The organism is Pseudoalteromonas sp. Of11M-6 (assembly GCF_022347905.1).
Lineage (GTDB): Bacteria > Pseudomonadota > Gammaproteobacteria > Enterobacterales > Alteromonadaceae > Pseudoalteromonas.
In genome coordinates, this window is record NZ_JAKRFW010000016.1 from 39,748 (window position 1) to 66,344 (window position 26,597).

26 protein-coding genes are annotated in these 26,597 nt (G+C 42.8%); 23 read left to right on the plus strand and 3 right to left on the minus strand.

The window, feature by feature from the left end; all coding sequences use genetic code 11:
• Positions 1 to 14 precede the first annotated feature (14 nt).
• Positions 15 to 1,883, minus strand: a complete 1,869-nt coding sequence (locus MHN32_RS10475) for a methyl-accepting chemotaxis protein (RefSeq protein ID WP_206472912.1) — start codon at positions 1,881 to 1,883, stop codon at positions 15 to 17.
• Between the two features lie 165 nt (positions 1,884 to 2,048).
• Between MHN32_RS10475 and MHN32_RS10480 the strand changes: the two genes are divergently transcribed.
• Entirely contained in the window at positions 2,049 to 3,008 is a 960-nt protein-coding gene (locus tag MHN32_RS10480) for a DUF4382 domain-containing protein (protein ID WP_239421676.1), read from the plus strand.
• 54 nt (positions 3,009 to 3,062) lie between these two features.
• Here MHN32_RS10480 and ald read toward each other — a convergent pair whose 3' ends face one another.
• A complete protein-coding gene (gene ald / locus MHN32_RS10485; protein ID WP_102056785.1) occupies positions 3,063 to 4,184 on the minus strand; it encodes an alanine dehydrogenase in 1,122 nt (373 codons plus the stop codon).
• Between the two features lie 139 nt (positions 4,185 to 4,323).
• Here ald and lrp point away from each other — a divergent pair, with 139 nt between their 5' ends.
• The 7 genes from lrp (at position 4,324) to rmf (ending at position 11,843) form a co-directional block, all read left to right on the plus strand.
• The gene (lrp, locus tag MHN32_RS10490; protein WP_095726862.1) at positions 4,324 to 4,803 is read left to right on the plus strand and encodes a leucine-responsive transcriptional regulator Lrp; all 480 of its coding nucleotides are present in this window, start codon (positions 4,324 to 4,326) and stop codon (positions 4,801 to 4,803) included.
• Between the two features lie 114 nt (positions 4,804 to 4,917).
• Positions 4,918 to 7,527 carry a DNA translocase FtsK gene (locus MHN32_RS10495; protein ID WP_239421677.1) on the plus strand — a complete coding sequence of 870 codons (2,610 nt, stop codon included), beginning with the start codon at positions 4,918 to 4,920 and terminating at the stop codon, positions 7,525 to 7,527.
• Positions 7,527 to 8,165, plus strand: a complete 639-nt coding sequence (gene lolA, locus MHN32_RS10500) for an outer membrane lipoprotein chaperone LolA (RefSeq protein ID WP_239421678.1) — start codon at positions 7,527 to 7,529, stop codon at positions 8,163 to 8,165. The genes MHN32_RS10495 and lolA overlap by 1 nt, the downstream gene beginning before the upstream one ends.
• Positions 8,158 to 9,498, plus strand: coding sequence for a replication-associated recombination protein A (locus MHN32_RS10505; protein WP_239421679.1), 1,341 nt, complete (start codon positions 8,158 to 8,160; stop codon positions 9,496 to 9,498). The genes lolA and MHN32_RS10505 overlap by 8 nt, the downstream gene beginning before the upstream one ends.
• A 2-nt stretch (positions 9,499 to 9,500) precedes the next feature.
• On the plus strand, positions 9,501 to 9,881 hold the full coding sequence (crcB, locus tag MHN32_RS10510) for a fluoride efflux transporter CrcB (protein ID WP_010604733.1): 381 nt from the start codon (positions 9,501 to 9,503) through the stop codon (positions 9,879 to 9,881).
• A 7-nt stretch (positions 9,882 to 9,888) separates the two neighbouring features.
• The gene (gene serS / locus MHN32_RS10515) at positions 9,889 to 11,184 is read left to right on the plus strand and encodes a serine--tRNA ligase (protein ID WP_239421680.1); all 1,296 of its coding nucleotides are present in this window, start codon (positions 9,889 to 9,891) and stop codon (positions 11,182 to 11,184) included.
• Between the two features lie 488 nt (positions 11,185 to 11,672).
• Positions 11,673 to 11,843 carry a ribosome modulation factor gene (gene rmf / locus MHN32_RS10520; RefSeq protein ID WP_010372771.1) on the plus strand — a complete coding sequence of 57 codons (171 nt, stop codon included), beginning with the start codon at positions 11,673 to 11,675 and terminating at the stop codon, positions 11,841 to 11,843.
• Positions 11,844 to 11,921: 78 nt separating this feature from the next.
• Here rmf and fabA read toward each other — a convergent pair whose 3' ends face one another.
• Positions 11,922 to 12,437: a 3-hydroxyacyl-[acyl-carrier-protein] dehydratase FabA gene (fabA, locus tag MHN32_RS10525; protein ID WP_239421681.1), complete on the minus strand. Its 516-nt coding sequence runs from the start codon at positions 12,435 to 12,437 to the stop codon at positions 11,922 to 11,924.
• Positions 12,438 to 12,677: 240 nt separating this feature from the next.
• Between fabA and MHN32_RS10530 the strand changes: the two genes are divergently transcribed.
• The 15 genes from MHN32_RS10530 (at position 12,678) to MHN32_RS10600 (ending at position 26,589) form a co-directional block, all read left to right on the plus strand.
• On the plus strand, positions 12,678 to 13,532 hold the full coding sequence (locus tag MHN32_RS10530; RefSeq protein WP_010604735.1) for a 6-carboxytetrahydropterin synthase: 855 nt from the start codon (positions 12,678 to 12,680) through the stop codon (positions 13,530 to 13,532).
• Positions 13,525 to 14,349 (plus strand): M23 family metallopeptidase, encoded by an 825-nt coding sequence (locus MHN32_RS10535; RefSeq protein WP_227387132.1) that lies wholly within the window; start codon positions 13,525 to 13,527, stop codon positions 14,347 to 14,349. Before MHN32_RS10530 ends, MHN32_RS10535 begins: the two co-directional genes overlap by 8 nt.
• Positions 14,346 to 14,780 carry an acyl-CoA thioesterase gene (locus MHN32_RS10540; RefSeq protein ID WP_010372783.1) on the plus strand — a complete coding sequence of 145 codons (435 nt, stop codon included), beginning with the start codon at positions 14,346 to 14,348 and terminating at the stop codon, positions 14,778 to 14,780. The genes MHN32_RS10535 and MHN32_RS10540 overlap by 4 nt, the downstream gene beginning before the upstream one ends.
• 284 nt (positions 14,781 to 15,064) lie before the next feature.
• Entirely contained in the window at positions 15,065 to 15,430 is a 366-nt protein-coding gene (locus tag MHN32_RS10545; protein ID WP_010604737.1) for a response regulator, read from the plus strand.
• The gene (locus MHN32_RS10550; protein ID WP_010604738.1) at positions 15,427 to 16,008 is read left to right on the plus strand and encodes a chemotaxis protein CheX; all 582 of its coding nucleotides are present in this window, start codon (positions 15,427 to 15,429) and stop codon (positions 16,006 to 16,008) included. The genes MHN32_RS10545 and MHN32_RS10550 overlap by 4 nt, the downstream gene beginning before the upstream one ends.
• Before the next feature lie 2 nt (positions 16,009 to 16,010).
• Positions 16,011 to 17,309: an ATP-binding protein gene (locus tag MHN32_RS10555; RefSeq protein WP_239421682.1), complete on the plus strand. Its 1,299-nt coding sequence runs from the start codon at positions 16,011 to 16,013 to the stop codon at positions 17,307 to 17,309.
• 323 nt (positions 17,310 to 17,632) lie between these two features.
• Positions 17,633 to 18,148, plus strand: coding sequence for a chemotaxis protein CheW (locus MHN32_RS10560; RefSeq protein WP_010604740.1), 516 nt, complete (start codon positions 17,633 to 17,635; stop codon positions 18,146 to 18,148).
• On the plus strand, positions 18,148 to 19,335 hold the full coding sequence (locus MHN32_RS10565) for a methyl-accepting chemotaxis protein (protein WP_239421683.1): 1,188 nt from the start codon (positions 18,148 to 18,150) through the stop codon (positions 19,333 to 19,335). Before MHN32_RS10560 ends, MHN32_RS10565 begins: the two co-directional genes overlap by 1 nt.
• A gap of 8 nt (positions 19,336 to 19,343) precedes the next feature.
• The gene (locus tag MHN32_RS10570; protein ID WP_010604742.1) at positions 19,344 to 19,709 is read left to right on the plus strand and encodes a response regulator; all 366 of its coding nucleotides are present in this window, start codon (positions 19,344 to 19,346) and stop codon (positions 19,707 to 19,709) included.
• Between the two features lie 10 nt (positions 19,710 to 19,719).
• The gene (locus tag MHN32_RS10575; protein ID WP_010604743.1) at positions 19,720 to 20,004 is read left to right on the plus strand and encodes an STAS domain-containing protein; all 285 of its coding nucleotides are present in this window, start codon (positions 19,720 to 19,722) and stop codon (positions 20,002 to 20,004) included.
• 1 nt (position 20,005) lies between these two features.
• A complete protein-coding gene (locus tag MHN32_RS10580; RefSeq protein WP_239421684.1) occupies positions 20,006 to 21,982 on the plus strand; it encodes a chemotaxis protein CheA in 1,977 nt (658 codons plus the stop codon).
• Between the two features lie 14 nt (positions 21,983 to 21,996).
• Positions 21,997 to 24,231, plus strand: a complete 2,235-nt coding sequence (locus tag MHN32_RS10585; protein ID WP_239421685.1) for a methyl-accepting chemotaxis protein — start codon at positions 21,997 to 21,999, stop codon at positions 24,229 to 24,231.
• A gap of 11 nt (positions 24,232 to 24,242) precedes the next feature.
• Entirely contained in the window at positions 24,243 to 25,043 is an 801-nt protein-coding gene (locus MHN32_RS10590) for a CheR family methyltransferase (protein WP_239421686.1), read from the plus strand.
• Entirely contained in the window at positions 25,037 to 25,537 is a 501-nt protein-coding gene (locus MHN32_RS10595) for a chemotaxis protein CheD (protein ID WP_239421687.1), read from the plus strand. The genes MHN32_RS10590 and MHN32_RS10595 overlap by 7 nt, the downstream gene beginning before the upstream one ends.
• Positions 25,537 to 26,589 carry a chemotaxis response regulator protein-glutamate methylesterase gene (locus MHN32_RS10600; protein ID WP_174168877.1) on the plus strand — a complete coding sequence of 351 codons (1,053 nt, stop codon included), beginning with the start codon at positions 25,537 to 25,539 and terminating at the stop codon, positions 26,587 to 26,589. The genes MHN32_RS10595 and MHN32_RS10600 overlap by 1 nt, the downstream gene beginning before the upstream one ends.
• The last annotated feature ends 8 nt before the right edge of the window (positions 26,590 to 26,597 follow it).

Below are 26,597 nucleotides of genomic sequence, written 5' to 3' on the forward strand. Positions count from 1 at the left end.
TAGTTTACCGATAATCAAACCTTGAATTGCTCTAGTAGTTGTTCTTGGGTTGTTATCTTTTCTACTTGAGACTGCATGGTGGCATCAACGCTCTTAGCTTCGCTATACACCGACTCGGAAATACCACGAATTGATGAGCTACTGCTATTCACGTTATTTACAATGTCATTTTGCTCATTCAGCATATCAGCAATACGAGAGTTCAAATCGACAATGTGGCGAATGGCGCTGCGCATATCTTCAAGCGCGGCTTTGGTTTGGTCTGCCTTTTCAACCGTTTTATCGACATAATGTTGGCTTTGCTTCATTACAGTGACCGCGCTTTCAGAACCCGACTGCAGTTGACTTATCATTCCACGGATTTCAGTTGTGGCTTCTTGTGTTCTTTGTGCAAGCGATCTCACTTCATCTGCAACGACGGCAAAGCCGCGACCAGACTCACCAGCCCTTGCGGCTTCAATGGCTGCATTGAGCGCTAGGAGGTTGGTTTGCTCGGCGATACTGTTGATAACAGATAGTATTTGTTCAATAGCCGTAGACGAGCTTTCTAACTCAGTAACTACGGTCATTGCCGAACTGATTTGATTAGATAGCTCTTGAATTGTTTCCGTTGTTTCTGCAACGATTGTTTCTCCTTGGCGAGCAACTTGATCGGTGGTTTTAATTGCTTCAGCGGCTTCATGGGCAGATTGTGTTACTTGATGCTCAGTTGCAGACATGTGTGTTGTTGCTTCATCAAGGACTTTGATACTCGCTAATTGCTCTTGAATGGAAAGTTTGGCTTTATTTGCGACCTTAGATGTTTGTTGAGCATCGTTTAATACCTCATGGCCTAAACCTTGAATATTCGCTATCAAAGACTGTAAGCTGCTGGTAAAGGCATTAAAATTTTGCGCCAGTGCTGCAAATTCGGGTTCATGCTCGGTATTTAATCGTACGGTTAAGTCTGCATTACCACGTGCGATAGCAGCCATGGCAGTGTTGATTTCATCGAGTGGCTTTAATAATAAACTAATCACAAAAGAAAGTAGCACAGTCGCGAGTGCCACAGAAATAAAGGCAAATATGACTGCATCTCTTTGCAGTCGTGAAAGTGCAGCAAAAACGGTGTCTTCATCCAGCATCACCCCTAAATACCAATCTAAGCCTTCGACCTCTTTAAACTGCACTAATTTGTCTTCGCCGTTAACTTCAACGTATTGGATATTTTCTGAGATACTTATGTCACCGAGAAATGCACGAGAAGACTTACCATTTAGTTTTACATCAGGGTGTGAGATAGTCGACCCGTCTTTACTCACCATAAAGGCAAAGCCTGCGCCTAGCAGGTTAAACGAGTTAATCATTTCGCCGAGTTTTGCCAAACTAACGTCGTAAAAAATTGCGCCGTTAAATTGGCCTTGTTTAAACACAGGTGTACCAATTGATACCACGATTTCGTTACTTACCGCATCAGCGTAAGGTGCTGTGATAATGAGCTTTCGTGCAGTTTTTGCGTCGGTATACCAAGGCCGCTTTCTCGGATCCCAGTTTGCACCTGGGTTCCATTTTGGATCGCTAGCGACATACTTTCCTGTTTGCTCTTCGCCATAACCTATTAGTAGGAAAGAGGTTGTGAGCTGTGGCTGAGAGAGAATAGGGAAGGCCGCGTCTAAGGTGTCAGTGGAAGCTACGAGGTTGGTAGCAAGAGCGGCGAGATCGGTTGCTCCTTTCATTTGCGCAGTGACAGTATTACCAATTCCCTGAATTATTTCATTCACACTTTGTTCGGCTTGCGCTTTGATTGCTGATTGCACGGAAATATATTGAATAACAGATAAGATCAGTAATGCTGCAAGCAGCACAAGCGCAGAGACGGATACGACTTTGTGTTTAAACTTCACGGCCACACTCCAATAAGTTTGATACATTAAACTTATGACATTTAATAAGAAAATGCCAAACCTTCTGCACTGCATTTGAAGGTATTTCAAATTATTGCGTTTATATTAATTATTTATTCATGGCGCAATTCCTATTCTTTAAGACTTAGAAGAGGAGAAAACATCATGTACAAACCAGTTTTAACAGCGATTGCCTCGGCAATGATACTCGCTGCATGCGGTGGCGGTTCAGGTTCTGACTCAAACGACAACAACACCTCACAACCAACTCAAAAAACCACCGTAAGTGTTGGTGTTTCAGATGCTGCTGTGAATAATCTTGCAGAGGTAAACCTCGTTATTCAACGGCTGACATTTAGAGCATCTGGAAAAGAAGATGTGACATTTGATACCTTGGATGCGCAGGGTAATCCAATGAAGATCAATCTGCTTGAGTATACGGGTGATGATATCTATTTGGTTGTAAACGACCAAGAGATCGATGCCGGTGATTATGAGTGGATTAGAGCCGATGTTGTAAACGGTGGTGCGGGGTCTAATTTTGATTTAACCTCTAGCGTGCGTTTTTTAGATGGTAGCCAAGCACCGCTAGCCGTAACCCGTAAAGGTAATGATGGTGTGGGTGAAATCCAACTCAATAACTTCTCGTTAAATGAAGGTGAAAACCAAATCGTATTGGAGTTTGACTTAAATAAGGCGCTGTTGAAGCGCACAAATGATGACACCGTTTATCTAAAACCAACAGCTGTCCGTTTGGAAAATCTGTTAACCAGTTTCGAGATTGAGGGTATGGTTAGCGAGTCTGTGAAAAATGCATGTATAGCAGATAACGCAGACCTAGCCCCTCTTGTCGGAGAGTACAAACATGTTGTTTATCTTTATAAAGCCGATGTTGCAGTGCCAAGCGACATCAGTGATGAAGACTCAGCGCCAGTAGCAACTGCAAACTTAGATGCTGAGAGTGAATATGAGATAGCATTTATTGGTTCTGGAGATTACAAAGTAGGGTATTCGTGCTTAGGTCATTTAGATGATGCCGAAACGATAGATGCGGATTTTAGTTTGTATCAAACAAAAGACATTACGTTGACGCAAGATACCGAAGTGAATTTTGAGACAAACTAACAGCAAACAAAAAGGGCTTCAAGTGAAGCCCTTTTTACTACTTAAAATTCAAAATTAAGCATTTTCTAGTGCAGCGCGTGGGTCAACATATTCCATGTTGAAGCCTTCTGCCACTTCTTTACACGTTACCTGACCTTTCAGAACGTTTAGGCCGTCCATAAAGTGTTTGTCATTAAGTAGCGCTTGTTTGTAGCCTAAGTTTGCAAGCTTGATGATGTACGGAAGCGTTGCATTGTTAAGTGCAAACGTTGAAGTACGAGGTACGGCACCAGGCATGTTCGCTACACAGTAGTGAACTACGTCGTCAACAATGTATGTTGGATCTGCGTGTGTAGTCGCTTTAGAAGTAGCAATACAGCCGCCTTGGTCGATTGCAACGTCAACAATAGCAGCACCTGGCTTCATCGCTTTGATGTGCTCTGCAGTTACAAGCTTAGGAGCCGCTGCACCTGGAATTAGTACGCCACCGATCACAAGATCTGCTTCTAGTACGTGTTTTTCAAGTGCATCAGCAGTTGAGTAGATAACTTTAGCTTGGCTACCAAACTGTGCATTTAAAGAACGTAGAACATCGATGTTACGGTCAAGAATAGTAACGTCTGCGCCTAGACCTACAGCCATTTGCGCTGCGTTACGACCAACCATACCACCGCCGATCACAACGACTTTAGCTGGTTCAACACCAGGCACGCCACCTAGCAGCATACCACGGCCTTCACGCGACTTTTCAAGCGCTTGAGCACCAGCTTGAATTGACATACGACCAGCAACTTCTGACATTGGCGCTAGCAATGGAAGACCACCACGTGTATCAGTTACCGTTTCGTATGCAATACAGATAGCACCGCTCTTGATTAGATCTTCTGTTTGTGGAAGGTCTGGTGCTAGGTGAAGGTAAGTAAATAGGATTTGGTCTTCACGTAACATGGCGCGCTCAACAGCTTGAGGCTCTTTTACTTTAACAATCATATCAGCAGTAGCAAAAACGTCTGCTGCAGTGTCTAAAACTTTAGCACCAACTTGAACATAATCTTCGTCAGTAAAACCAATGCCGATACCAGCATTTGTTTCAACAACGACTTCGTGACCGTGATTGATTAGTTCACGAACGCTCGCAGGAACCATACCTACGCGGTATTCGTGGTTTTTTATCTCTTTAGGTACACCAATAATCATAATATTCGCCTCAAAATAAGAACGGGGTAAAATTTTTGACTATTATATTTACCTATAGCCAGTGTGTCTCACTGTTTTAATATTTTAATGTAGTGATATACTCTGAATTAATGATTCATTCAGGATAAAAAACTACACTATGTATCAACAACTAGACAGAATCGACAGAAAGATTTTAGTCGAACTTCAAAAAGATGGCAGAATTTCAAACGTAGAATTAGCCAAACGCATAGGATTGAGCGCTACGCCTTGCTTGGAGCGCGTTAAAAAGCTGGAACGAGAAGGATTTATTCGGGGTTATAAAGCCGTAGTCGATCCTGCTAAGCTTGGACAGGGACTTTTGGTGTTTGTTGAAGTTACAGTGAATAAAAACTCGCCTGATGTATTCGATAGATTTAATCAAGCAGTAAAGCAGCATGACGAAATTATTGAATGTCATCTTGTGTCCGGTAGTTTCGACTATCTATTGAAAACACGAGTGACCGACATGTCAGAATATCGAGGAGTATTAGGAGAAATTTTACTTAAGCTGCCAAGTATCAGTGAAAGTCGCACTTTTGTGGTCATGGAAGAAGTAAAAGGAGAAGAAGGAGAAGTAATAAAACCTTGTGCACCTTGAGGTATTTCTTGGTAAGGTGTAAGTATATACAGCAATACTAACGCAAATCACTAATTTGCTGACGTTTTGGGCTTACATAGTCCAGAAAAGAAACAGAAAAAAGGTTTAATTACAATGCGCTTAAATGGTGTGCAACGCCTCTTAGAGACAGGTTTGATTGTAAGCACGGCTGCAGCAATATTTATGTTGTGTGCGTTGATAAGTTTCGACCCAGCAGACCCTGCTTGGACTCAATCCGGTGAGTACGTAAAAGTAAACAATATAACGGGTGCTGCCGGAGCTTGGCTGGCAGACATTATGCTGCTGAGTTTCGGGTGGCTGGCGTTTTTGATCCCAGCGGCGCTGCAGTTTCTTGGTTATCTGCTATTTAAAAAGCCGCATAAGCTACTGCAACTCGATTACACCACGCTAGGTTTACGCCTTATTGGCGCAACATTGTTTATCACCTCTGCGAGTGCAATCAGCAGTATCAACTTTGATGATATCTATAATTTCTCATCTGGTGGGGTAGTAGGGGATGTGGTTGCAGGGGCCATGATGCCCGCCTTTAACTTTACCGGTACTTCTATACTGTTACTATGCTTTTTCTTTGCAGGAATGACGCTACTTACCGGTGTGTCTTGGGTTGAATTTGTTGATTATTTGGGTGAAAAGGTACTCGCCGGCTTTAGATGGTTACGCGATAGACTGACAGCAGAGCGCAATATAGAGCAAACGCAGTCAGTTTCACAGAAACCTGAGGCCGCTAGCACCAAAGCGGATAGAGTAGACAGTGAGACACCAATAATAGCTCCCGAGAAAAAAAATGATTATGAGCAGGCTCTCCAGCAGCAAACCGATACTGAAACTGATATTGACTTCGATGTTGAAGAAGAACCTAGTGGACTTGGTAAATTAAAAGATAAATTGTTCCGCAAAACGAACATTGAATCTACACCTCAAACTTCGTCTGCACAGCACACTGATCTACAAGAGAAGAAAGAACCGTCGGTGTTCGATGAGCTAGATGATATCCTTGAGCAAGAAATCAACTTTTCAGCGATAGAGGATGAGCCACTGGATACTGTCGCGGCATTAAATGCCTTGGATGAAGCACCTGTGCACGAAACCAAAGTGGTTTCTCCTGCAAGGCCTCTTAAGCCTAAAGCACCTGAAAAGGCGGCCAATGGTTATCAGCCTCCACCAAGCGCAAAAGAGCAATTTGAAGCGCTTCTAGAGGCTCAGCCACCAGCAGAGCCATTGCCTTCATTAGATTTGTTGGATAGGCCGGACAAGGCTAAGAATCCAATTTCGCAAGAAGAGTTAGATCAGGTTTCGCGGTTAGTTGAAACTAAACTATTAGACTTCAATGTCCAAGCACAGGTAGTTGGTGTGTATCCAGGCCCTGTCGTTACGCGCTTTGAGTTAGATCTCGCGCCGGGCATTAAAGTTGCTAAGATCACCGGTCTGGCAAAAGACTTAGCGCGTTCATTATCTGCAGTCTCAGTGCGCGTAGTTGAGGTTATCCCAGGCAAGACGTATGTGGGTTTAGAGTTGCCTAACAAACACCGCGAAATCGTACGTTTGTCCGAAGTGATAGATGCCCCTAAGTTTGAACAAAATCCATCTCCTTTGACTATGGTGCTTGGTAAAGATATCGCAGGCCAGCCGGTTGTTGCTGATTTAGCCAAAATGCCGCACCTGCTGGTGGCCGGTACAACCGGCTCTGGTAAGTCAGTGGGCGTTAATGTCATGATCCTTAGCTTGTTATATAAGTCGCCGCCAGAAGATGTGCGAATGATCATGATAGACCCAAAAATGCTTGAGCTTTCAGTCTACGAAGGTATCCCACATTTATTATGTGAAGTGGTTACTGATATGAAAGAGGCTGCAAACGCGCTACGCTGGTGTGTGGGGGAAATGGAACGCCGTTACAAGCTGATGTCGGCACTCGGTGTCCGTAACCTTAAAGGTTACAATCAAAAGATTAAAGACGCCAAAGAAGCGGGTCATCCAATCTTAGATCCACTCTTTAAAGATACAGACGGTATGGCGGATGAACCACAAGAGCTAGATAAATTACCGAGTATCGTGGTCGTTATAGACGAATTTGCCGACATGATGATGATTGTTGGTAAAAAAGTAGAAGAGTTAATAGCACGTATTGCACAAAAAGCGCGAGCGGCCGGCATACATTTAGTGCTGGCAACACAGCGTCCATCAGTGGATGTCATTACGGGTTTGATCAAAGCGAATATACCAACGCGAATGGCGTTCCAAGTATCAAGTAAGATTGATTCACGTACAATCTTAGACCAGCAAGGTGCAGAAAACCTGTTGGGTATGGGTGACATGCTCTATTTGCCGCCAGGAACGAGTGTTCCGGTTCGTGTACATGGTGCGTTTGTTGACGATCATGAAGTACATGCCGTAGTAAGTGACTGGAAAGCAAGAGGCAAACCAAACTACGTAGAAGAAATTCTATGCGGTGAAGCAACCGAGGATATTTTACTACCAGGCGAAGCACCGGAAGGTGGGGATGAAGAGTCTGACCCACTTTATGATGAAGCCGTTGGGTTTGTTATTGAAACAGGCAAAGTGTCTGTTTCGAGTGTACAACGTAAGTTAAGAGTTGGTTATAACCGTGCCGCTCGATTAGTTGAGCAAATGGAAATGTCGGGAGTGGTAAGTGCTCCTGGTCATAATGGTGCACGAGATGTATTGGTAAAAGGTGGAGCCAATTAATGAAAAAATTTAAGCAAATTGCATTGCTAACGGTACTATCAAACCTCTTTATTCAGCCTGTGTGGGCTGATGAGGCTGCGATGCAAAGTCTAAAAGGAAGACTGGCTGAATTAACCAGCTTTCAAGGTAAGTTTGAGCAAATAGTTAAAGATCAAGAAGGCAATGAGTTGCAAACCGGTGAAGGGGCGATAACCTTAGCGCAGCCACTAAAAATCCGCTGGCAACAAGAGATGCCGGATGACACTTTATTTGTATCAAGCGGAGCAACAACCTATTACTACGATACGTTTGCTGAGCAAGTGACCATCCTAGATACGACTAAACTTATTGATACTACGCCATTTGTGCTACTTACGACACAAGAGGACAGTCAATGGTTGAAGTACAACGTAGCTCTTAACGGTCAAGAATATCTGATCACGCCAAAAAATAAAGTAGACTCGCAGGTAGAGCAATTAACACTGCGTTTTGATGACAAAAACGATGGTTTAGCACTATTGAAAGTGAACGATATTTCAGGTCAAGTCTCTACGTTTAGCTTTAAGGAAAGCAAAGTCAATGCGCCAGTAAAAGAGAGTTTGTTTGAGTTTACAATTCCACAAGGAGTGGTCGTAGACGACCAAAGAGGCAGTGAATAGTTTAGGGTTTGATTTTACACCAGATGTACGACCGTTGGCCGCAAGAATGCGGCCAACCTCGTTAGAGCATTATGTTGGGCAGAGTCATATTTTGTCCAAAGGCTCTGTACTTTATCGTGCGATCGAATCTGGACGCTGTCATAGTCTGATCCTTTGGGGGCCACCCGGAGTGGGTAAAACCACCCTTGCTGAGATCATTGCCAACTATGCGGATGCAGAGCTTATCAAACTTTCCGCTGTCAGTGCAGGAATTAAAGAGGTTCGTGAAGCGGTCGTCGATGCTAAAAACCGATTAGCTCAATTTGGTAGACGTACGCTGTTATTTGTTGATGAAGTACATCGCTTTAACAAATCCCAGCAAGACGGATTTTTACCTCACATTGAAGATGGCACCTTTATTTTTATTGGCGCGACCACTGAAAACCCTTCTTTTGCACTGAATAACGCGATCTTGTCCCGCGCGCGTGTTTATACCTTACAATCGCTTGTAGAGGACGAACTAGGTCAAGTACTTAAAGACGCGTTGTCACGAGATGAACAGCTGTCGAAATTAGCCATCACCATTGATGACAGCGCACTTGAACTCATTGCCAAAGCCGCTTCGGGAGATGCGAGAAAGGCGCTTAATCTACTGGAGCAGGCGGTTGACTTAAGTTTTGAGCCAAATTCAAACACTCATTTGGTGAATGAACTTGTACTAAAACAAGTGTTGCCCAGCCAACTATCAAGTTATGATAATAAGGGCGACTTATACTATGACCTAATCTCAGCGTTTCATAAGTCAGTTCGCGGCAGCGCACCAGATGCAGCGCTCTATTGGTATTGCAAGATATTAGCAGGCGGAGGCGATCCGCTCTATGTTGCAAGGCGATTGCTTGCGATCGCCACGGAAGATATCGGCAATGCAGACCCAAGAGCGATGCAAGTTGCGTTAAATGCTTGGGATATATTTCATCGTGTTGGGCCAAGCGAAGGAGAGCGTGCGATAGCACAGGCAACGCTTTATCTTGCGAGTGCGCCAAAAAGTAACGCGGTCTACATGGCGTTCAATCAAGCTAAACGCGATGCTGCAAGTGATCCGAATTACCCCGTACCTGAACATCTCAGAAATGCACCGACAAAACTAATGAAAGAGCTCGGTTTTGGCGAAGAATACCGTTATGCACATAATGAACCTGGCGCCTTTGCCGCCGGAGAAAATTACTTTCCAGAAGCCATTCAAGAGCGACAATACTATCATCCGACAGATCGGGGACTTGAGAAACAAATAGCCGACAAGCTTAACTATCTACAGATGCAAAATGCGCAAAGTAGCACCAAGAGGTACAAGTAGCGATGCTAATAAATTATCTCACAATTGCGCTAGGTGGAGCGTTTGGTGCAATGTTACGCTTTTTTATCAGCGATATGTCGATAAAACTCTTAGGTAAGGGATTCCCTTTTGGGACGTTGATCGTTAATATTCTTGGTTCATTATTGATGGGTGTGCTTTACGGTTTAATTGAAAAAGAAGTTATTTCAGTTTCTCCATCTAAAACGTTGATAGGTATTGGCTTTTTAGGTGCGCTGACTACTTTTTCTACATTCTCAATGGATTCCTTGTTGTTACTTCAACAAGGGCAATATGTGAAAATGGCGTTTAACGTCACATTAAACGTGGTGGCGTGTATCTTTATGGCCTGGGTTGGTCTCTGCCTCATCATGCAAAAAGGTTAAAAAAACAATGTTAGATTCTAAATACTTTCGTCAAGACATCGAGGAAGCCGCTGCGCGTTTGAGAAAGCGTGGTTTTGAACTCGATGTTGCTAAGATCACCGAATTAGAAGAAAAGCGCAAAGCGCTACAAACCAAAACTCAGGAATTACAGAGTGAGCGTAACAGTTCCTCCAAAGCGATTGGTCAAGCTAAAGCGAAAGGGGAAGACGTTCAACCTTTACTAGATGCTGTTGCAAACTTGGGCGACCAATTAAGTGCAGCGAAAGAAGAGCAGGATAAAATTCTTGCTGAACTTAATGACTACGCAATGTCGTTGCCAAATCTCCCTGCTGAAGAGGTACCTGCAGGTGCTGATGAGTCTGAGAATGTTGAAATAAGCACTTGGGGTGAGCCAAAGCAATTTGACTTTGAAGTTAAAGATCATGTTGACCTTGGTGAAGCGCTTGATAAGGGTCTCGATTTCGAAACTGGTGTTAAGCTAAGTGGTTCCCGCTTTACAGTGATGCGCGGTGGCGTAGCGCGTATGCATAGAGCACTTGTACAACTGATGCTGAATACCCACACGGAGCAAAATGGTTATACAGAAATGTATGTACCATATCTTGTGAATAAAGCGAGCTTGTTTGGCACGGGTCAGCTTCCTAAGTTTGCAGAAGATTTATTCCACACAGAAGCATTATCTGAAGACCAAGATGGCTTTAGTTTAATTCCAACTGCAGAAGTACCGTTAACTAACTGCGCTCGTGATGTTATTTACGACGAAAAAGAACTGCCAATTAAGATGACGGCGCACACGCCTTGTTTTAGAAGCGAAGCAGGTAGCTATGGACGTGATACGCGCGGACTTATTCGTCAACACCAGTTTGATAAGGTTGAACTTGTCCAGCTTGTAAAACCTGAAGATTCTATGGCAGCGCTTGAAGAGTTAACAGGTCATGCTGAGCAAATTTTACAAGCACTTGGTTTACCTTACAGAAAAGTGGTGCTTTGTACTGGAGACATGGGTTTCGGTGCGACGAAAACGTACGATTTGGAAGTTTGGTTACCAGCACAAAATACCTACAGAGAAATCTCTTCTTGTTCAAACATGTGGGATTTCCAAGCGCGCCGTATGCAAGCGCGTTTCCGCCGTAGTGGTGAGAAGAAGCCAGAACTACTTCATACTCTTAATGGTTCTGGTTTAGCGGTAGGTCGTACTCTAGTTGCGATTTTAGAAAACTACCAGCAGGCAGATGGATCAATTATTGTGCCTGATGCACTAAAACCATATATGGGTGGTGTAGAGGTTATCAAAGCAAGCTAAGACAGTACTGCTTAATTGAGCTTTGCTCGATTTAAAAACTCAAGTTATTGAAAAGAGGTTGGATTCGTCCAGCCTCTTTTTATTACTATATTATGAATGTTTTTTTACAGAGAAATATAGAAAAATAAGATCATCAACCAATAATTTACGTCTTGAATATCTAGGTATCTATATAAAATTAAAATAATTATGCTTTTTGTGGTCAGCTGTACAAGAATTACATTTCTGATCATTGCATGACTCGCTGAGATGTGATTTATTGAAGGTATGGGTTTGGCCAAATCTCATCGGTAAGTAGCACATCTGTATGAAATATGATGTCGCTCGTGTTTAACTTTTCTCAATAAAATCTTTAATTTAAATTGTTAGTACGAATTGTCATTATATCGCAAGTCACTATCTTCGTTTTGAATGACGTTCGCTTAAGTTTGAACTACACAGTATTAGAAACGTTAATGCTGATCGAGAAAAAGGTGAGGATATTACCTATGAAGAGACAGAAAAGAGACCGTTTAGAAAGAGCACATTCACAAGGATTTAAGGCAGGATTAGCCGGTCGGTCGAAAGAAAATTGTCCCTATCAACAAGTAGAACACAGATCAGAATGGTTAGGCGGATGGCGAGAAGCGATGGATAATCGCAACATCTTTAAAACCTGATACCGAATTTTAGGAGAGCAAAGCCCCAGATGGGGCTTTGTGTGTTTTTAAAGCTATAAAACGATAACAGCGAAAAAGTTAAAATGCGCTGGTATCTTGGAAAAGACCTACTTTCAAATCTTTTGCTTCATAGATCATGCGGCCATCAACTTCGACGATGCCATCTGCTAGACCCATAAATAGCTTACGTTTGATAACGCGCTTCATTTCAATGCGATAAGTCACTTTTTTAGCAGTCGGTAAGATTTGACCCGTAAACTTCACTTCGCCCACACCGAGTGCACGACCAAGACCAGGACCACCAGACCAACCAAGGAAGAAGCCTACCAATTGCCACATCGCATCCAAACCTAAACAACCAGGCATTACTGGATCACCTTTAAAGTGGCAGTCGAAGAACCACAGATCAGGGTTGATATCGAGTTCAGCAATAATTTGACCTTTACCATGCTCACCACCGTCATCATTAATTTGAACGATGCGATCCATCATTAGCATGTTGTCGCTAGGTAGGCGACAGTTGCCTTCACCAAACATTTCTCCGCGACCACATAAAATAAGTTCTTCTTTTGTATAGCTGTTCTTCGGTTCCATAAATCTTCTTCTTAACTTGCAAATTGACGCTACTTTAGCGTACAGATGTACGCTAAACAACTCCGAACAGTTAAAAAGCGTACGGAGACTTGTAAATTTTGCGCTAAAGATATGTCTATTTGATTAAATTTCAAAAAATTGAAGAGATTAAATGCAAATCAGTTCCAATTAGGGGCGATTTATAATGTGAAAATCATTATAATCGGAGATGATATTTTAGCAGGCTATTTTGGGTGATCTATGATCCTTTTTGTTGACTCTTTGACCGTAATTGATTTTTCGTACCTCTGCCCACGTCGTGGTGCGGTAGGTGAAAGTTGGATCACCGATATTGTGCTGCATGGTGAGTTAAACGAAGAGTCTATGGTGTTAGACTTTGCAAAAGTTAAAAAGCAAATCAAACGTATTATCGACGAAAAGCTGGACCACAAATTAGCGGTGCCCAGTGCACTTGCGTGTAATGCAAAACACAGTGAAGGCCGATTTGAATTTGATATGCAATTTGATGGAAATCACTTAGCCATGAATGCACCAGAAGAAGCGGTGTGTGTAGTGGAAGGGGATGAAATCAATGAAGCCAATGCAATCGCTTACCTTAAGTCTGTTATTATGCCGCATATGCCTGAAAACGTGAAAGATTTAGATATAACACTGCGTCCAGAGGCCGCAACTGGCTTCTATTATCACTATAGCCATGGCTTAAAGAAACACGATGGCAACTGTCAGCGTATTATTCATGGTCATCGTTCACTGATTGGTGTAAAGCTCAACGATATCAGCATGCCTAGATTACAAAAACAATGGGCGGATAAATGGCAGGATATTTATCTTGGCAGTGAAGAAGACTTGATTGATCCTAGTTTGCTTCAGTACGTAACCGCGCATGATAAAGATTATGCGTTCGCATATACCTCGTCGCAGGGATATTTTGAGTTGGCGATCAGCAAATCACGTTGCGATATATTACCTTGTGATACAACAGTTGAATGTATTGCGGAGTATCTTGCTGGCCAAATAAAGCTGCAAAACCCACATGATAAGGTTGAAGTAAGAGCATACGAAGGGGTTGGAAAAGGAGCGATTGCGTATGCTTAAACGTGCAATTGTCATATTGCTTGCGAGCACCACATTATTTGCTGAGGCGCTTGAATTAAAAGGTAACCTGACACAAGGTGGCATGGTCGTCGGCAAGCTTGAAAATGCAACTGAGATAAAGCTAAACGAAACAGAATTAAAGCGCTCTAAAGATGGCTATTTCGTGTTTGGTTTTGGTCGTGATGCTGAACTTAACCACATCTTGAGTTGGCAATCTGATGATGGCCAAAAGCATCGCCAAGCGATAGTGATCACGAAACGAGATTACGATATAGACAAGATCACGGGGGTGGCGAAAAAGTATGTTTCGCCACCAGAGTCGGTGCTAAAACGCATACGTGAAGAAGCACAAGCTGTGTCAAAAGCAAGACAAGGCAATTCGGATTTATTATTCTTTAAAGACCCCGTTTTCAGGCCTGCGAAGGGCCGTATTTCAGGTGTTTATGGTAGCCAAAGATATTTTAATGGTGAGCCAAAACGACCACATTTTGGATTGGATATCGCAAATAAAACGGGTGAGCCGGTCTTAGCGCCGGTATCGGGTAAAGTGGTGTTTGCAAATCCAGATCTTTATTACAGTGGCGGCACTTTGATTATCGATCACGGTCACGGCATTACCTCTACGTATATCCACCTTAGTAAACTGGATGTTAAGGTTGGCGATACGGTAAAAACAGGCGATAAAATCGCTGAAATTGGCGCGACGGGCAGGGTAACTGGCCCGCATTTGGATTGGCGCTTTAATTGGTTCGGGGAACGACTCGATCCAGCTCTACTTATGAAAGATACACTAGCGGATAAAGCAGTACAAAAATGACAGACGAACAAAGACAAGCCATTGTTGAGCAACGCATCAAAAGCTCAATCACACATGTAACAAAGACCGTTTTCCCAGGCCGAACAAACCACCATAACACTTTATTTGGTGGTGACGCACTGGCTTGGATGGACGAAGTTGCCTTTATTGCTGCAACGCGTTTTTGCCGCAAACCTTTGGTGACTATCTCTTCAGACAGAGTTGATTTCAAAGAGGCAATTCCTGCAGGTACTTTCGCAGAATTAGTATCGAAGGTAGTGCATGTTGGTAATACCAGCTTAAAGGTTGATGTTGAAATCTATCTTGAAAGAATGCACAAAGATGATAAACACTTAGCAATTACAGGTAGTTTTACCTTTGTTGCCGTGGATGACAATCATAGGCCAACTCCTGTTGTTTGTGACAAAATGCTAAACGGCTTTGATAGCTAGTTTTTCGCTAAGATTTTATTTTTAAAATCTCTAAAGCAAATATAGGGCTAAGCCCTATATTTTACCGACCTAAAAGAACACATCATACAAGATTGTAAAATTGCTACTCGTCAAGAACCGCTAAAACTGATTTACGATAACTAATCGAGCCATTATTTGTTATTTCTAAGTTGAATCTCTTTCGTTCAGAGGACAAATGAGTCATTTTTTACTCATAATTTTTTGACAGTCAAAAAGCCAAAGACCATACTTTTTACCAATATAGTGAAATAGGAGTGGTGCTCATGGCAATTCCAGTAACCGTTGCAGACGATTCTATGATGTCGAGAAAGGCTGTGCTTAGGGCAATACCTGAAGGCTGGGATGTCGAAGTCAGTGAGGCAAAAAATGGCAAAGAAGCATTGGTGATGGTTGAGCAGGGCAAAGCAGAGGTGTTATTTTTGGATCTAACTATGCCAGAAATGGATGGTTTTGAAGTTCTTACGCATCTACACGAACACCATGCAAAAACCGTGGTAATCGTTATTTCCGCCGATATTCAGCCCGAAGCGAAGAAGTTGGTGGATAAACTCGGCGCATTTCGCTTTTTGCAAAAGCCATTACAAAAAGAAGAGTTACATAACACGCTACAAGAGCTAGGTTTATTATGAACATGCCACTCAGTGAAGAGCAAAGGGACGGCTTGCAAGAGCTAATGAATATATCCATGGGCCAAGCAGCGAACTCTTTAGCTCGATTAATTGAAACGAAAATTAGTTTATCTATCCCTGAAATAACTTCGGTCAGCCCAAATCAACTCAATGAGATCTGTAATACCGCACATGTTTACAGAACGAGGCAGTCATTTTTAGGGGAAATTAAAGGTGAAGTCATTAATCTATTGTCACCGCAAGGCTTACAAGAAATAGCCGAACTTATGGACTACGATAGTCCACTGGATGACTCTGATCTTAATGAAGTCTTATTAGATTTATCTAATATCTTGGCTGGTGCATGTTTAAACGGCTTTTCTAGTCAGTTAGAGCTTAAAACCTCATTGACTATGCCGACTATTTACAAACATCAACTATCCGACGACATTGCCGAGTGGAAAACCACATTGGTGATGAAAATTGCATTTATAATCGAGTCTATTGCTTTTGATTCGAGAGTGATTATTTGTTTGGATGAGAAATCCATTAAAACTGTGATCCAAAAGCTCAATGCCATGCTTGGAATAGAGGACTGACTGTGTTTAACGAATTGCAGCGTTATATTCCGGTTGGAATTTGTGTACTCGACCAATCACATACGGTGGTTTTTGCGAATGAATTTTTGAAAAACCGCCTACCGGATAACACTCCCAAAAATATTGAGGGCATGTCTATCGATGAGGTATTTCCTGAAGCTGCAAAAATCATTAAGCGGAAATTGAAGAGTGTTTTTGCTTTAAAAGCAGCAAGTTTTAGCTACTGGGAGCATCGTCCTCATGTTTTTGAACTAAGCAGCAGCCGTCCTGTTACTGGTGATGAAACTTCAATGTATCAGAATATTCAATATGTGCCGATTTTTGAGCATTCTGAAGAAGTGAAAAAGGTATGCGTGATCATACAAGATGTGACGGAGCTTGCGAGCTATTATCAAGAGCAAAAACGTCTAACCGAAGAATTGGAGATAGAAAAGCAGGAGTTAAAAACACTCAACCTTAAGTTGGAAGCTACACAAAACCAATTACTACAGTCTGAGAAAATGGCAGCAATTGGCCAACTAGCCGCTGGCGTGGCGCATGAAATCAACAATCCAATTGGTTTTGTGAATTCCAATATTCAAAGTTTAGAAGGCCAGGCTAGCGGACTGTTTGCGATGCTCGATTTTTATGAATCGAATTTTAGTACACTTGCCGACAGTGATCTAGCACAGCAGGAGCAGCAGCTCCAAAGTCAGCATAGTATCGACTTTTTAAAGGAGGATGTGCCTGAATTACTGCAAGAGTGCTTAGAAGGGCTGGACCGAGTCTCTAAGATAGTTGAGAGTTTAAAATCCTTTTCTCATGTTGATAACCAGGAGTGGCAAGAGGCAGATCTCATTAAAGGGATTGAAAGTACGCTGAAAATAGCCAACAACTCAATTAAGTACCATGCGGTTATCAACAAAACTTACTCGCTTGATGATGAAGTGTTGCTATATTGTCAGCCAATGCAGATTAATCAGGTATTTTTAAACTTAATCATCAATGCAGCGCAATCAATAGCGTCAAGCGGTACGGTAACTATCTCTATCGAAGATAAACAAAACGAGGTAATTATTGCTATCCAAGACACTGGCAAAGGGATCCCAGCTGAGGACATCAATAAAATTTTTAATCCATTTTTTACCACCAAACCTGTTGGTCAAGGCACTGGCCTTGGGCTGTCTCTATCATATAGCATCGTCGCCAAGCACAAGGGTCGCATTCAAGTTGACTCACAAGTCGGTGTCGGCACAACGTTTACGGTATCCTTTCCTAAGCTCAGCGAAGCAGATTTCTCCGACGAATTTACGGATAATTAATCAATCAAACCCAGTTCATAAATAAAATTAGCCTTCATTAGGTTAGCGTTTCTTTGCAATTCATGTACTCCCTTATTGTTTTTGTTCTGATTATCCAGTTCTCAATTATTTGGCTTTAGCTTTCTGACGCTTTCATCATCATAAAATCCAATGCAAGACCGTCACAGCGACAATGCTAAATACTGAAAAATAATTTATAACCACATGTTTTTAAAGTTATTTTTACCACTCAAAAATAGATAAAATAAATTATTGCTCAAATTTTGACAGATAAGAAATACAAGACTAAAGTAACATATAAGACAAATGAGACGGGGCGAAAAATGCAAGCGATCACAGAAAACACACAGTCATTGCAATATCTCACTTTTCAGTCAAGACAGGATTGCTATGCAATTGAGATCCTGTCAATAAAGGAGATTATTGAATTGGGCTCCGTGACAAAAGTCCCTTTGATGCCTGAGTTTATTAAAGGAGTGATTAATTTAAGAGGCTCAGTCGTACCCGTTATCGATCTGTCAGCTCGGCTTTGTGGAGAAGTAATAGAAGTTGGCAGACGAACCTGCATTATCATTTGTGAATTCAGTATTTCTGACAACCTCATTGAGATGGGTGTCATTGTTGACGGCGTTAATGAAGTCATAGAAGTTGACGCAAAAGATCTAACCAACTCACCTCAGTTTGGCGCGCAAATCAGAGCCGACTTCATTGCTTCCATGGTAAGACGCGGAGATGAGCTACTCATCGCGCTAGACCTTGAAAAAGTTCTCTCAGTTGAAGAGATGGCTGAGCTGATAGAGTTAAGCGAGCGTGGTAGTCATCTTGGGGAGTCAGCATAATGCAGATACTTCCAATTAATGAGCTAAAGGCAATCTACAAGTACTACATTAGCGCTGCGGTGTTGCTCAGCCTAGTATTGTCTCTCACGCTATTGCTCAGTGTTCGCGTTGATATTTTGTCGCTATCTTCTGTGCTCATCACCAGTGCACTCTTAGCGGTAACGTTAAGGCAGCGTCATTTAACTGCAAAAGTCATTCTTGATTGTGAGGCATTTGCTAGTTATTCGAGTGAGATGCAAGAGCATTGCGAGGTGGAGCAGCACAATACAGAATCTGTTGCCGCGATTTTAGAAACCGTTATTAATCAGGTCTACAGTATTAAAACCTTGGGTAATGACTCGGTTTCTGGGCTGACCTTGCAGTTTTCAGAGCTAAGACAGGCACTAAATAACACGATCGAATCGGCACGAGGTTCTGTAGAAAATTTTGGTGATGATGAACACTGTTTTGCCAAACACAGTCAAGAAGAACTCAATGAAGTCCTGCATAGTTTGCGCGTGGCTCTCGGTTCAAAACTCGAGGTCGTCAATTCCAATCAAGCTGTAAGTCATGCTGCCAAAGAACTAACTGAGCAAACCAAATCCATTCAAAAAATCTCAAAAGAGATCACGTTATTGTCACTCAACGCATCAATTGAAGCTGCAAGAGCGGGGGAAGCCGGTCGGGGGTTTGCCGTGGTAGCGGAAAGGGTGCGTGAGCTTTCGGATATTACCTCAGAAGCTGCAGAGCTTATTATTGAAAAGATGAATGGCTTAACCAATGCCGTTGCTGACAATACTCAAAAGCTCACCGAATCACAGGCACAAGACGTTACGCTTATGGATGATGCTGAATTACATATCCGAAAAGTGCTCAATGAGATGGCGTCGGTCGCTAATGAGCTGACGCAATCGGTACATGGATTAGATGATACCGCAAGCAAGATAAAAGCGAACGTCGACGACGCGATAACCGATTTTCAATTTCAAGATAGAGTGAGCCAAAAGCTAGAACACATTTGCAAAGGGCTTACTTCATTAGTCTCACTATACAGGACAGAAGGTGAGCTAGGCGAGGAAGGGTTGGCTGCATTACAGCAAGAAATGTTCAACTCTTACACCATGAAAGAAGAAAGGGAATGTCATGTTTCAACCACTGAAAATACGTCTCAACACGACCATGTTGAAGATGAGGTAACATTTTTCTAGGAGGTCTTATGACTAAGAAAATTATGATAGTAGATGATTCGGCTTCAATTCGTCAGGTGGCAAAAATGACACTACTCGCTGAAGGTTATGAAGTCATTGATGCCTGTGATGGTCTTGACGCAATCAACAAGTTAGATGAAGGCAAAATCAACCTGATCATTAGTGACTTGAATATGCCAAACATGGACGGGCTGAGCTTGTTGAAGAAAGTGAAAGAAATGGGTCAATATCGCTTTACGCCTTTTTTGATGCTAACCACAGAATCGGGCTCTGATTTCGTGAGTCAAGGTAAGCAAGCGGGAGCAAAGGCTTGGATGATAAAGCCATTTAAACCCGAAAAGCTGATTAATACCGTTTCACGTATTTTGGCTTAGGAGCATAAATATGAGCAACTTAACCATTGTGCTGCCAGAAGTATTGACCATTTATGAAGTGAGCAAAGTGGCAGCAAAATGGCAGCTCATGTTAAGCGATGACACGACGGCGATAGCGATTGACCTTAGCGAGCTGTTGGAGGTGGACGCTGCAGGCTTTCAATTAGTTGTAGCACTCGCACAGTGTTGTACGGAAAAGCCGTTATCTGTGATAGGTGTCGATGAGCATCACTCACCTTGTGCCTTATGGCTACTCAATACCTTAGTTGCATCAAACTGCGCGCAAAGGAGGTAAGATGGTTGATTTATCCGAAATTCAAGCGGTCTTTATTGAAGAAGCCAAGGAGTTGGTACTTCAATTTGAAGAAAGTCTCTTGGCAATGGAGTCTATACTGCCAAATAGTGACGACGAGATCATAAACGAGGCGTTTCGTGCTGCACATACCATAAAAGGCTCAGCCGGTGTTGTTGGCTATGACCATATTGTCGATTTTACGCATTTTGTTGAAGCAACAATGGAGCTTCTTCGTGATCACGCGCTAAATCCTTGCGAAAAACTGATTTCGACTTTGCTCGAATGTAATGACCATATAAATGCGTTAATTAAGTGCTTAGAGTCAAACGAAGATTTTCCTCAGGCGTTGACCGATGCTGAAACTGGGCTGCTAGAAAGTTTAAAGTCATATAGTGGTTTGCAAGACCAAGTCTCAAGTGAGCAAACCGTTGTCGAAAATCAAGAAGCAACGCAGAGCTTTCGAGTCTCAGCGCAGTTTTATAAGGCCTGCATGGTGGATGGTTTTGATCCGCTCTCGATTATTCGCTACATCGAAAGTAAAGGTAGTACGGTAGAAGTAGATTGGCTAATTGATGAGGTACCTGCGCTTAACGCGGTCACACCAGATGAACTAGAATTATGCCATTTTAGAATGCAGCTAGAGATACATCACTCTACGCGAGAAGATATCGATGAAGCATTTGAGTTTATTGCTGCAGAATCAAATATTGAGATAGCCCCAATTGAAGATGATAAGCCAACGCCAACACTTGTCAAAACTGATAAACAGCCCACCAAAAATAACAAAGTCAAACCAAAGAATCCCGAGCGAATGATGAAAATACCGGCGCAGAAGCTAGATGAATTAGTCAATGAACTTGGCGAGCTGGTTATCGTGTCTGCGGCACTTGAAGATCACACTAAAACAATACGTGACTCGGCCCTTACTGAAATTGTTGAACATATTCAACAACTCGTTAGTGATGTGCAAAGCAGTACACTGCAACTCAGAATGGTACAGATAGGTGAAACGTTTAATCGCTTTAGCCGTGTAGTGCGCGACACCTCAAAGGAGTTAGAAAAACAGGTTTCTTTAGAAATTATGGGGGCTGAAACCGAACTTGATAAATCAATGGTTGAAAAGATAGTCGACCCCCTTACGCACTTAGTTCGCAATGCCATTGATCATGGTATGGAGTCACCAGCACAACGAGCGGACAGTGGAAAGCCTGAATACGGTACTTTATCACTCAAAGCCTTTCATGATTCAGGCAGTATTGTAATAGAGATCAGTGACGATGGACGCGGGCTAGACAAAGAAAAAATTAAAGAAAAAGCAATTCAGCGTAATCTGATCTCACCTGATACTGAGCTTACCGACAAAGAAATTGCCAACTTAATCTTCGAACCAGGCTTTTCCACAGCCGAAAAAATATCAAATATCTCGGGACGCGGCGTTGGCATGGATGTGGTGAGAAAAAACATTGAAGCGGTACGTGGAACGGTGAGTGTTGAATCTGTCGAGCACCAAGGTACGTGTTTCCAACTCAGGTTGCCGTTAACCATGGCCATTATCGATGGTTTTATGGTGAGTGTTGCGGATGCTAAGTTCGTCATTCCACTCGATATGGTTACAGAGTGTATTGAACTTCCGCTTGGCAATGGGGCAACTCGTCAAACCGATTACATTAATCTTCGCGGTACGGTGCTGCCATTTATTCATTTGAGTCGTATTTTCGACTTACCAACGAACCCTAAGATCAGACCAAGTATTGTCGTTGTGAAGTACGGTCAGTTGCGAGCAGGCATCGTCGTCGATCAGCTGTTAGGTGAGTTTCAAACGGTCATCAAACCACTCGGTGCGTTATTTGAAAAGATGTCGGGGATCAGTGGCTCAAGTATTTTAGGGTCAGGAGACATTGCGCTCATTCTTGATGTACCAAAGCTTATTCATGATTTTGCTCATGAACCTGAATCTAGAAAATTAGCTAACTCTTAATAAGGGGATACATAATGGGAATTTTACCAGCAATCTTTGACAAACAAGTTACTCAACTGTCGAAGGCAGTCGTAAACGCGATTGAACACTCAGATCTTACCCAAGTAAACCCCGCTTTATATGAAGGGGAAGCCAAAACACTCGCGACCAATATATTAAGTTTGCTTAAAAGTAATGCAGAATTAACGGCTATTGAGACCACAGGCACATTTGCTGCTCTCCTAGATGGTGCTGGTCGGATTGTTCATCAAAGCAATCAATTTACCCAGCTTATTGCAAATAACGCACAAAGTGATGGTAGATATATTACTGATATGCTGTCGTTGCACAATAACTTTTCTGAGCTTATAGACAAAGCCACCACTGTTAATATGCCTAGTGGATCTTATCAATTAGAAATCATGAAATTAGCAGAGCCCATTTCTAACTGTAGTTTCGTGGCTAAATTAATCAGCCAATCGAGTTTGAGCGCTGGAAGTAATAGCGATTTTTATAAGCAAGCCATGGATTACAGTACCGCTTGTATTATGCTGGCTGATGAAAATTACGATATTGTTTATATAAATCGTGCCATGCGAGACATGTTACTCAGGTTAGAAACTGCGATCCAAAGCACGTTACCTACCTTTTGCGTCGACAAACTGGTGGGAGGAAGTATTGACCAGTTCCACCGTAATCCAAGCCACCAGCGCACTATGTTAGCGAGTTTAACCTCTACGCACGTTGCAAAGCTCGGGTTTGGCGAGCACAGCTTGGAGCTCATGATCACCCCCGTATTTGATGAAAGCAATAAGCGTATTTCTACTACGGTTGAGTGGAAAGACGTAACTGAAGAAAAGCGCAAAGAGCGCTTGTTAGAAGAAGAGTTTGGTGTTGCCTTCCAAGCGGTAGCTTGCGGGGAATTTGACAGACGCATTGAAGCCAATGAGTTAGAGGGATCGATAGGCAGAATTGCAGAGGCATATAATAAGTCGATGGAAGTGCTGGAATCGGTACTTGAGGACAATTTTGCCGTGCTCAACGCAGTGAGTGAAGGTAACTTATTATTAAAGCCCAAAGTACAAGCACAAGGGCTTTTAGGTGAGCTGGCGCAACGTACAGCCAATCTCACCGATGTGTTAGATACTTTAGCGACCGATATCGTCGAGTTGGTTTCGCAAGCGGTCAAAGGAAACATCCAAAATCGCGCAGACACCTCAAACTATGCCGGCGCATTTAAAACCATGACTGATGGTCTTAACGAGGTATTGGAAGCGACTGAAAAACCGATTCAAGAAATTGCTAACGTCATGGAGGGGTTAAAAGAAGGTCGCCTTGATGTTGAGATTGCAGGAAGCTATTCAGGTGTCTATGACGAGTTGAAGCAAAGCGTCAATAGTACAATCTCCAGTTTAAGTCGCATTATTTGTGATGTTCGTTCTAACTCTGAATCGCTAGCGCAGGCATCAACTGAAGTCTCTTCTACAGCGCAGTCATTGGCACAGAGCGCAAGCGAACAAGCTTCATCAGTTGAAGAGACATCAGCCTCTGTAGAACAAATGACGGCATCCATTGCTCAAAATGCAGAAAACTCCAAAATCACCGACGGTATGGCATCAAAAGCGGCAGGTGAAGCACAAGAAGGCGGTAGCGCCGTGGAAGAGACCGTATCGGCCATGAAACAAATTGCGTCTAAGATAGGTATTGTCGATGACATTGCTTATCAAACGAATCTGTTGGCACTCAACGCTGCCATAGAAGCCGCTCGAGCTGGAGAGCATGGTAAAGGGTTTGCTGTGGTGGCTGCAGAAGTCAGAAAGCTTGCTGAGCGATCTCAATTTGCAGCGCAGGAAATATCTCAGTTGGCATCTGGCTCAGTGAGCAAAGCCGAGCGGGCAGGCAGTCTACTTGCTGAAATCGTACCTGCAATTGGTAAAACCTCTGATTTAGTACAAGAGATCTCCGCAGCGTCAGACGAACAAGCGGCAGGTGTTGGCCAAATCAATGACTCGATGAATCAAATCACTCAGCTAACGCAGCAAAATGCGTCATCGTCAGAAGAACTTGCAGCCACCGCGGAAGAAATGTCCAGTCAAGCAGAGACGCTTACCCAACTCGTCGCCTATTTTAAAATCGGAGACATTGAAAGCCAAAGCAAAATCCGAGTGTTAGAAGGAGGCAAGCCGCAAACAGAAGCACAACCCGTCGCCGAGCGAAAAGAAGTGAGTGCTGGGCAAGCTCGCTCAAAAGAGCACTTTGAACAGTTCTAAGGAGGTGCCACATGATTGGGGACTTTATTAGCGATCAAGAATTTACCTGTATTGCTGACTTCTTCAAAGCCGAATCAGGAATACATCTTAGGGATCATAAAAAGAACTTAGTCTGTGGACGACTAAATCAAAGACTGAGGATTTTAGGATTAAGTAGCTATGGTGAGTACATTGAGTATCTAAAGATACCCAATAACAAAGGTGAGCGAAATATGTGCATCGACTTGCTGACTACCAATGAAACCTATTTCTTCAGAGAGCGTAAACACTTTGAAAAGTTAGCAGAGCTGTTTACCACGTACTACCAAAAGTCTGCACCAAATATTTGGTGTGCGGCTTGCTCTTCTGGCGAGGAAGCATACACCTTGGCCATGTGCACGCAGGAGCATTATGGTCACGGGAATTGGGTGGTGCGTGCCAGCGATATTTCTGAGCGGATGCTGAATTTAGCGAAAAAGGCAATTTACCCCTTACATCGTGCTAAAAACATTCCTGACGAATACCTAAGGAAATACTGTCTAAATGGCGTCGGAGAGAAGACCGGCTATATCATGGTGAATGATGAGCTCTATCATAAAGTTAATTTTTTCAAAAATAATCTACTTGTGCCTAATATCGGTGGTAAAGCAGACATAATATTCCTCCGTAATGCACTGATTTATTTTGAAAAAGATGAAAAGGTAAAAATCCTCGAGAATATTTATAGGGCGATGCCGAAGCAAGGTTTTTTGTTTTTAGGACACTCCGAGAGCTTAAATGGCGTGTATGACAAATTTGAATCAATCGCCCCTGCGGTGTATGCAAAATGTTGATGCCAAACAGAGACGTTGAATCAATATTTTTGCAGCCGGGTAGTTTGGCGATTGAGTCATTTCGTCCAGCAACGCTCAATACCTTGCTGGGGTCCTGTGTTTCATTTGTTTTAGTGTCTAAGCAGCACCAACTAGTTGTTGTGAGTCATATGCTATTGCCAACCACAGAAAAGCCGAATGACGATGAGCCGGCTAAATATGTCGATAAGACTTTTTCTTTGGTTCGACAATATTTAAAGCGGTTTAGTATCCCTGAGAATTGTGTGGAGATTAAGCTTTTTGGTGGTGGAGAGATGTTCAAAACGTCTTGTTCAGAGACTGTCGGTATGCGAAACATCGAAATGAGTCATAAGCTGATTGACGATTATGGATTTAGGCTTATTGCGCGTGATGTTGGTGGCCCTTATTATCGGAGAATTCAAGTGGATCTCAAGGATGGCGCTTGCCGGGTAGACCGTTTTCATGTTGCGTTATCGAGTAGGAGAGCAACCTGATGTCGAATAAAATTTCCGTCTATATTATCGATGACTCTGCTGTGGTAAGGCAAACGGTCACTGCGATGTTGGAGTATTCGCCTGAAATCTGCGTGACTAAGGTGTTTAGCAACCCTGTCTTGGCGCAGCCCAGCGTGTTGGCAGAGCCGCCAGATGTAATTATTCTTGATATAGAAATGCCACAGATGGATGGTATTACCTTTTTACGCTGGCTCATGGCCAATAAACCTATCCCCGTGATCATTTGTTCATCGCTAACAACCACAGGTGCTCAATTGTCGGTAGAGGCACTCTCTCTTGGCGCATTTGAAATCTTAACTAAACCAGAGTGTGGCTTAAAATCATTTCTTGAGTCTCAACGCGAGCAATTTATTAAAGTGGTTAAGCAAGCGAGATTCTACAGACCAAAGTCCTCTACGGAAGACATAAGCCGTGCGCCTGCTATCAATGTTGCAATGAGCAATACCAACCTTGCCATTAATACCACTGATAAAGTGGTAGCCATCGGCACTTCGACAGGGGGGACGCAAGCGCTTGAGTACATATTTAGTCAATTAGAACCCGAATTGCCTGGTATTGTGGTGGTACAACATATGCCAGCCAACTTCACTAAAGCCTTTGCTCAAAGGCTAAATGATATTTCAAAATTAAAGATTAAGGAGGCTGAGCATAACGAACGCGTACTGGCTAACCATGTGTACATCGCGCCAGGAAGCCATCACCTTCAGCTTGTTCGTCGTGGTGCATTCTATTACACTCAGCTCAAAGATGGGCCGCCAGTGCAGCGCCATAAGCCTTCGGTCAATGTATTGTTTCAATCTGTTGCGAAGCAAGTTAGAAGCAATGCTATCGGATTTATATTAACCGGAATGGGCGCAGATGGTGCATTTGGTTTGTTAGAAATGAAGAAATCGGGGGCGAAGACTTATGCACAAGATGAAAGCTCCAGCATTGTATTTGGAATGCCAAAAGAGGCCATTAAGCTAAATGCTCACAGTAAAGAAGTGACTCTAGCGGATGTGCCGACGACAATAACTCAATGTTTTTCATGATGTTACTG

Bases quoted from the DNA above. Each gene is read 5' to 3' on its own strand.
- MHN32_RS10565 (WP_239421683.1), top strand. From the start codon at position 18,148: ATGCAGATACTTCCAATTAATGAGCTAAAGGCAATCTACAAGTACTAC.
- MHN32_RS10590 (WP_239421686.1), top strand. From the start codon at position 24,243: ATGATTGGGGACTTTATTAGCGATCAAGAATTTACCTGTATTGCTGAC.
- MHN32_RS10550 (WP_010604738.1), top strand. From the start codon at position 15,427: ATGAACATGCCACTCAGTGAAGAGCAAAGGGACGGCTTGCAAGAGCTA.
- MHN32_RS10545 (WP_010604737.1), top strand. From the start codon at position 15,065: ATGGCAATTCCAGTAACCGTTGCAGACGATTCTATGATGTCGAGAAAG.
- MHN32_RS10570 (WP_010604742.1), top strand. From the start codon at position 19,344: ATGACTAAGAAAATTATGATAGTAGATGATTCGGCTTCAATTCGTCAG.
- fabA (WP_239421681.1), bottom strand. From the start codon at position 12,437: ATGGAACCGAAGAACAGCTATACAAAAGAAGAACTTATTTTATGTGGT.
- ald (WP_102056785.1), bottom strand. From the start codon at position 4,184: ATGATTATTGGTGTACCTAAAGAGATAAAAAACCACGAATACCGCGTA.
- crcB (WP_010604733.1), top strand. From the start codon at position 9,501: ATGCTAATAAATTATCTCACAATTGCGCTAGGTGGAGCGTTTGGTGCA.
- MHN32_RS10540 (WP_010372783.1), top strand. From the start codon at position 14,346: ATGACAGACGAACAAAGACAAGCCATTGTTGAGCAACGCATCAAAAGC.
- MHN32_RS10480 (WP_239421676.1), top strand. From the start codon at position 2,049: ATGTACAAACCAGTTTTAACAGCGATTGCCTCGGCAATGATACTCGCT.
- MHN32_RS10600 (WP_174168877.1), top strand. From the start codon at position 25,537: ATGTCGAATAAAATTTCCGTCTATATTATCGATGACTCTGCTGTGGTA.
- MHN32_RS10585 (WP_239421685.1), top strand. From the start codon at position 21,997: ATGGGAATTTTACCAGCAATCTTTGACAAACAAGTTACTCAACTGTCG.
- lrp (WP_095726862.1), top strand. From the start codon at position 4,324: ATGTATCAACAACTAGACAGAATCGACAGAAAGATTTTAGTCGAACTT.
- MHN32_RS10535 (WP_227387132.1), top strand. From the start codon at position 13,525: ATGCTTAAACGTGCAATTGTCATATTGCTTGCGAGCACCACATTATTT.
- MHN32_RS10530 (WP_010604735.1), top strand. From the start codon at position 12,678: ATGATCCTTTTTGTTGACTCTTTGACCGTAATTGATTTTTCGTACCTC.
- serS (WP_239421680.1), top strand. From the start codon at position 9,889: ATGTTAGATTCTAAATACTTTCGTCAAGACATCGAGGAAGCCGCTGCG.
- lolA (WP_239421678.1), top strand. From the start codon at position 7,527: ATGAAAAAATTTAAGCAAATTGCATTGCTAACGGTACTATCAAACCTC.
- rmf (WP_010372771.1), top strand. From the start codon at position 11,673: ATGAAGAGACAGAAAAGAGACCGTTTAGAAAGAGCACATTCACAAGGA.
- MHN32_RS10575 (WP_010604743.1), top strand. From the start codon at position 19,720: ATGAGCAACTTAACCATTGTGCTGCCAGAAGTATTGACCATTTATGAA.
- MHN32_RS10595 (WP_239421687.1), top strand. From the start codon at position 25,037: ATGTTGATGCCAAACAGAGACGTTGAATCAATATTTTTGCAGCCGGGT.
- MHN32_RS10580 (WP_239421684.1), top strand. From the start codon at position 20,006: ATGGTTGATTTATCCGAAATTCAAGCGGTCTTTATTGAAGAAGCCAAG.
- MHN32_RS10495 (WP_239421677.1), top strand. From the start codon at position 4,918: ATGCGCTTAAATGGTGTGCAACGCCTCTTAGAGACAGGTTTGATTGTA.
- MHN32_RS10560 (WP_010604740.1), top strand. From the start codon at position 17,633: ATGCAAGCGATCACAGAAAACACACAGTCATTGCAATATCTCACTTTT.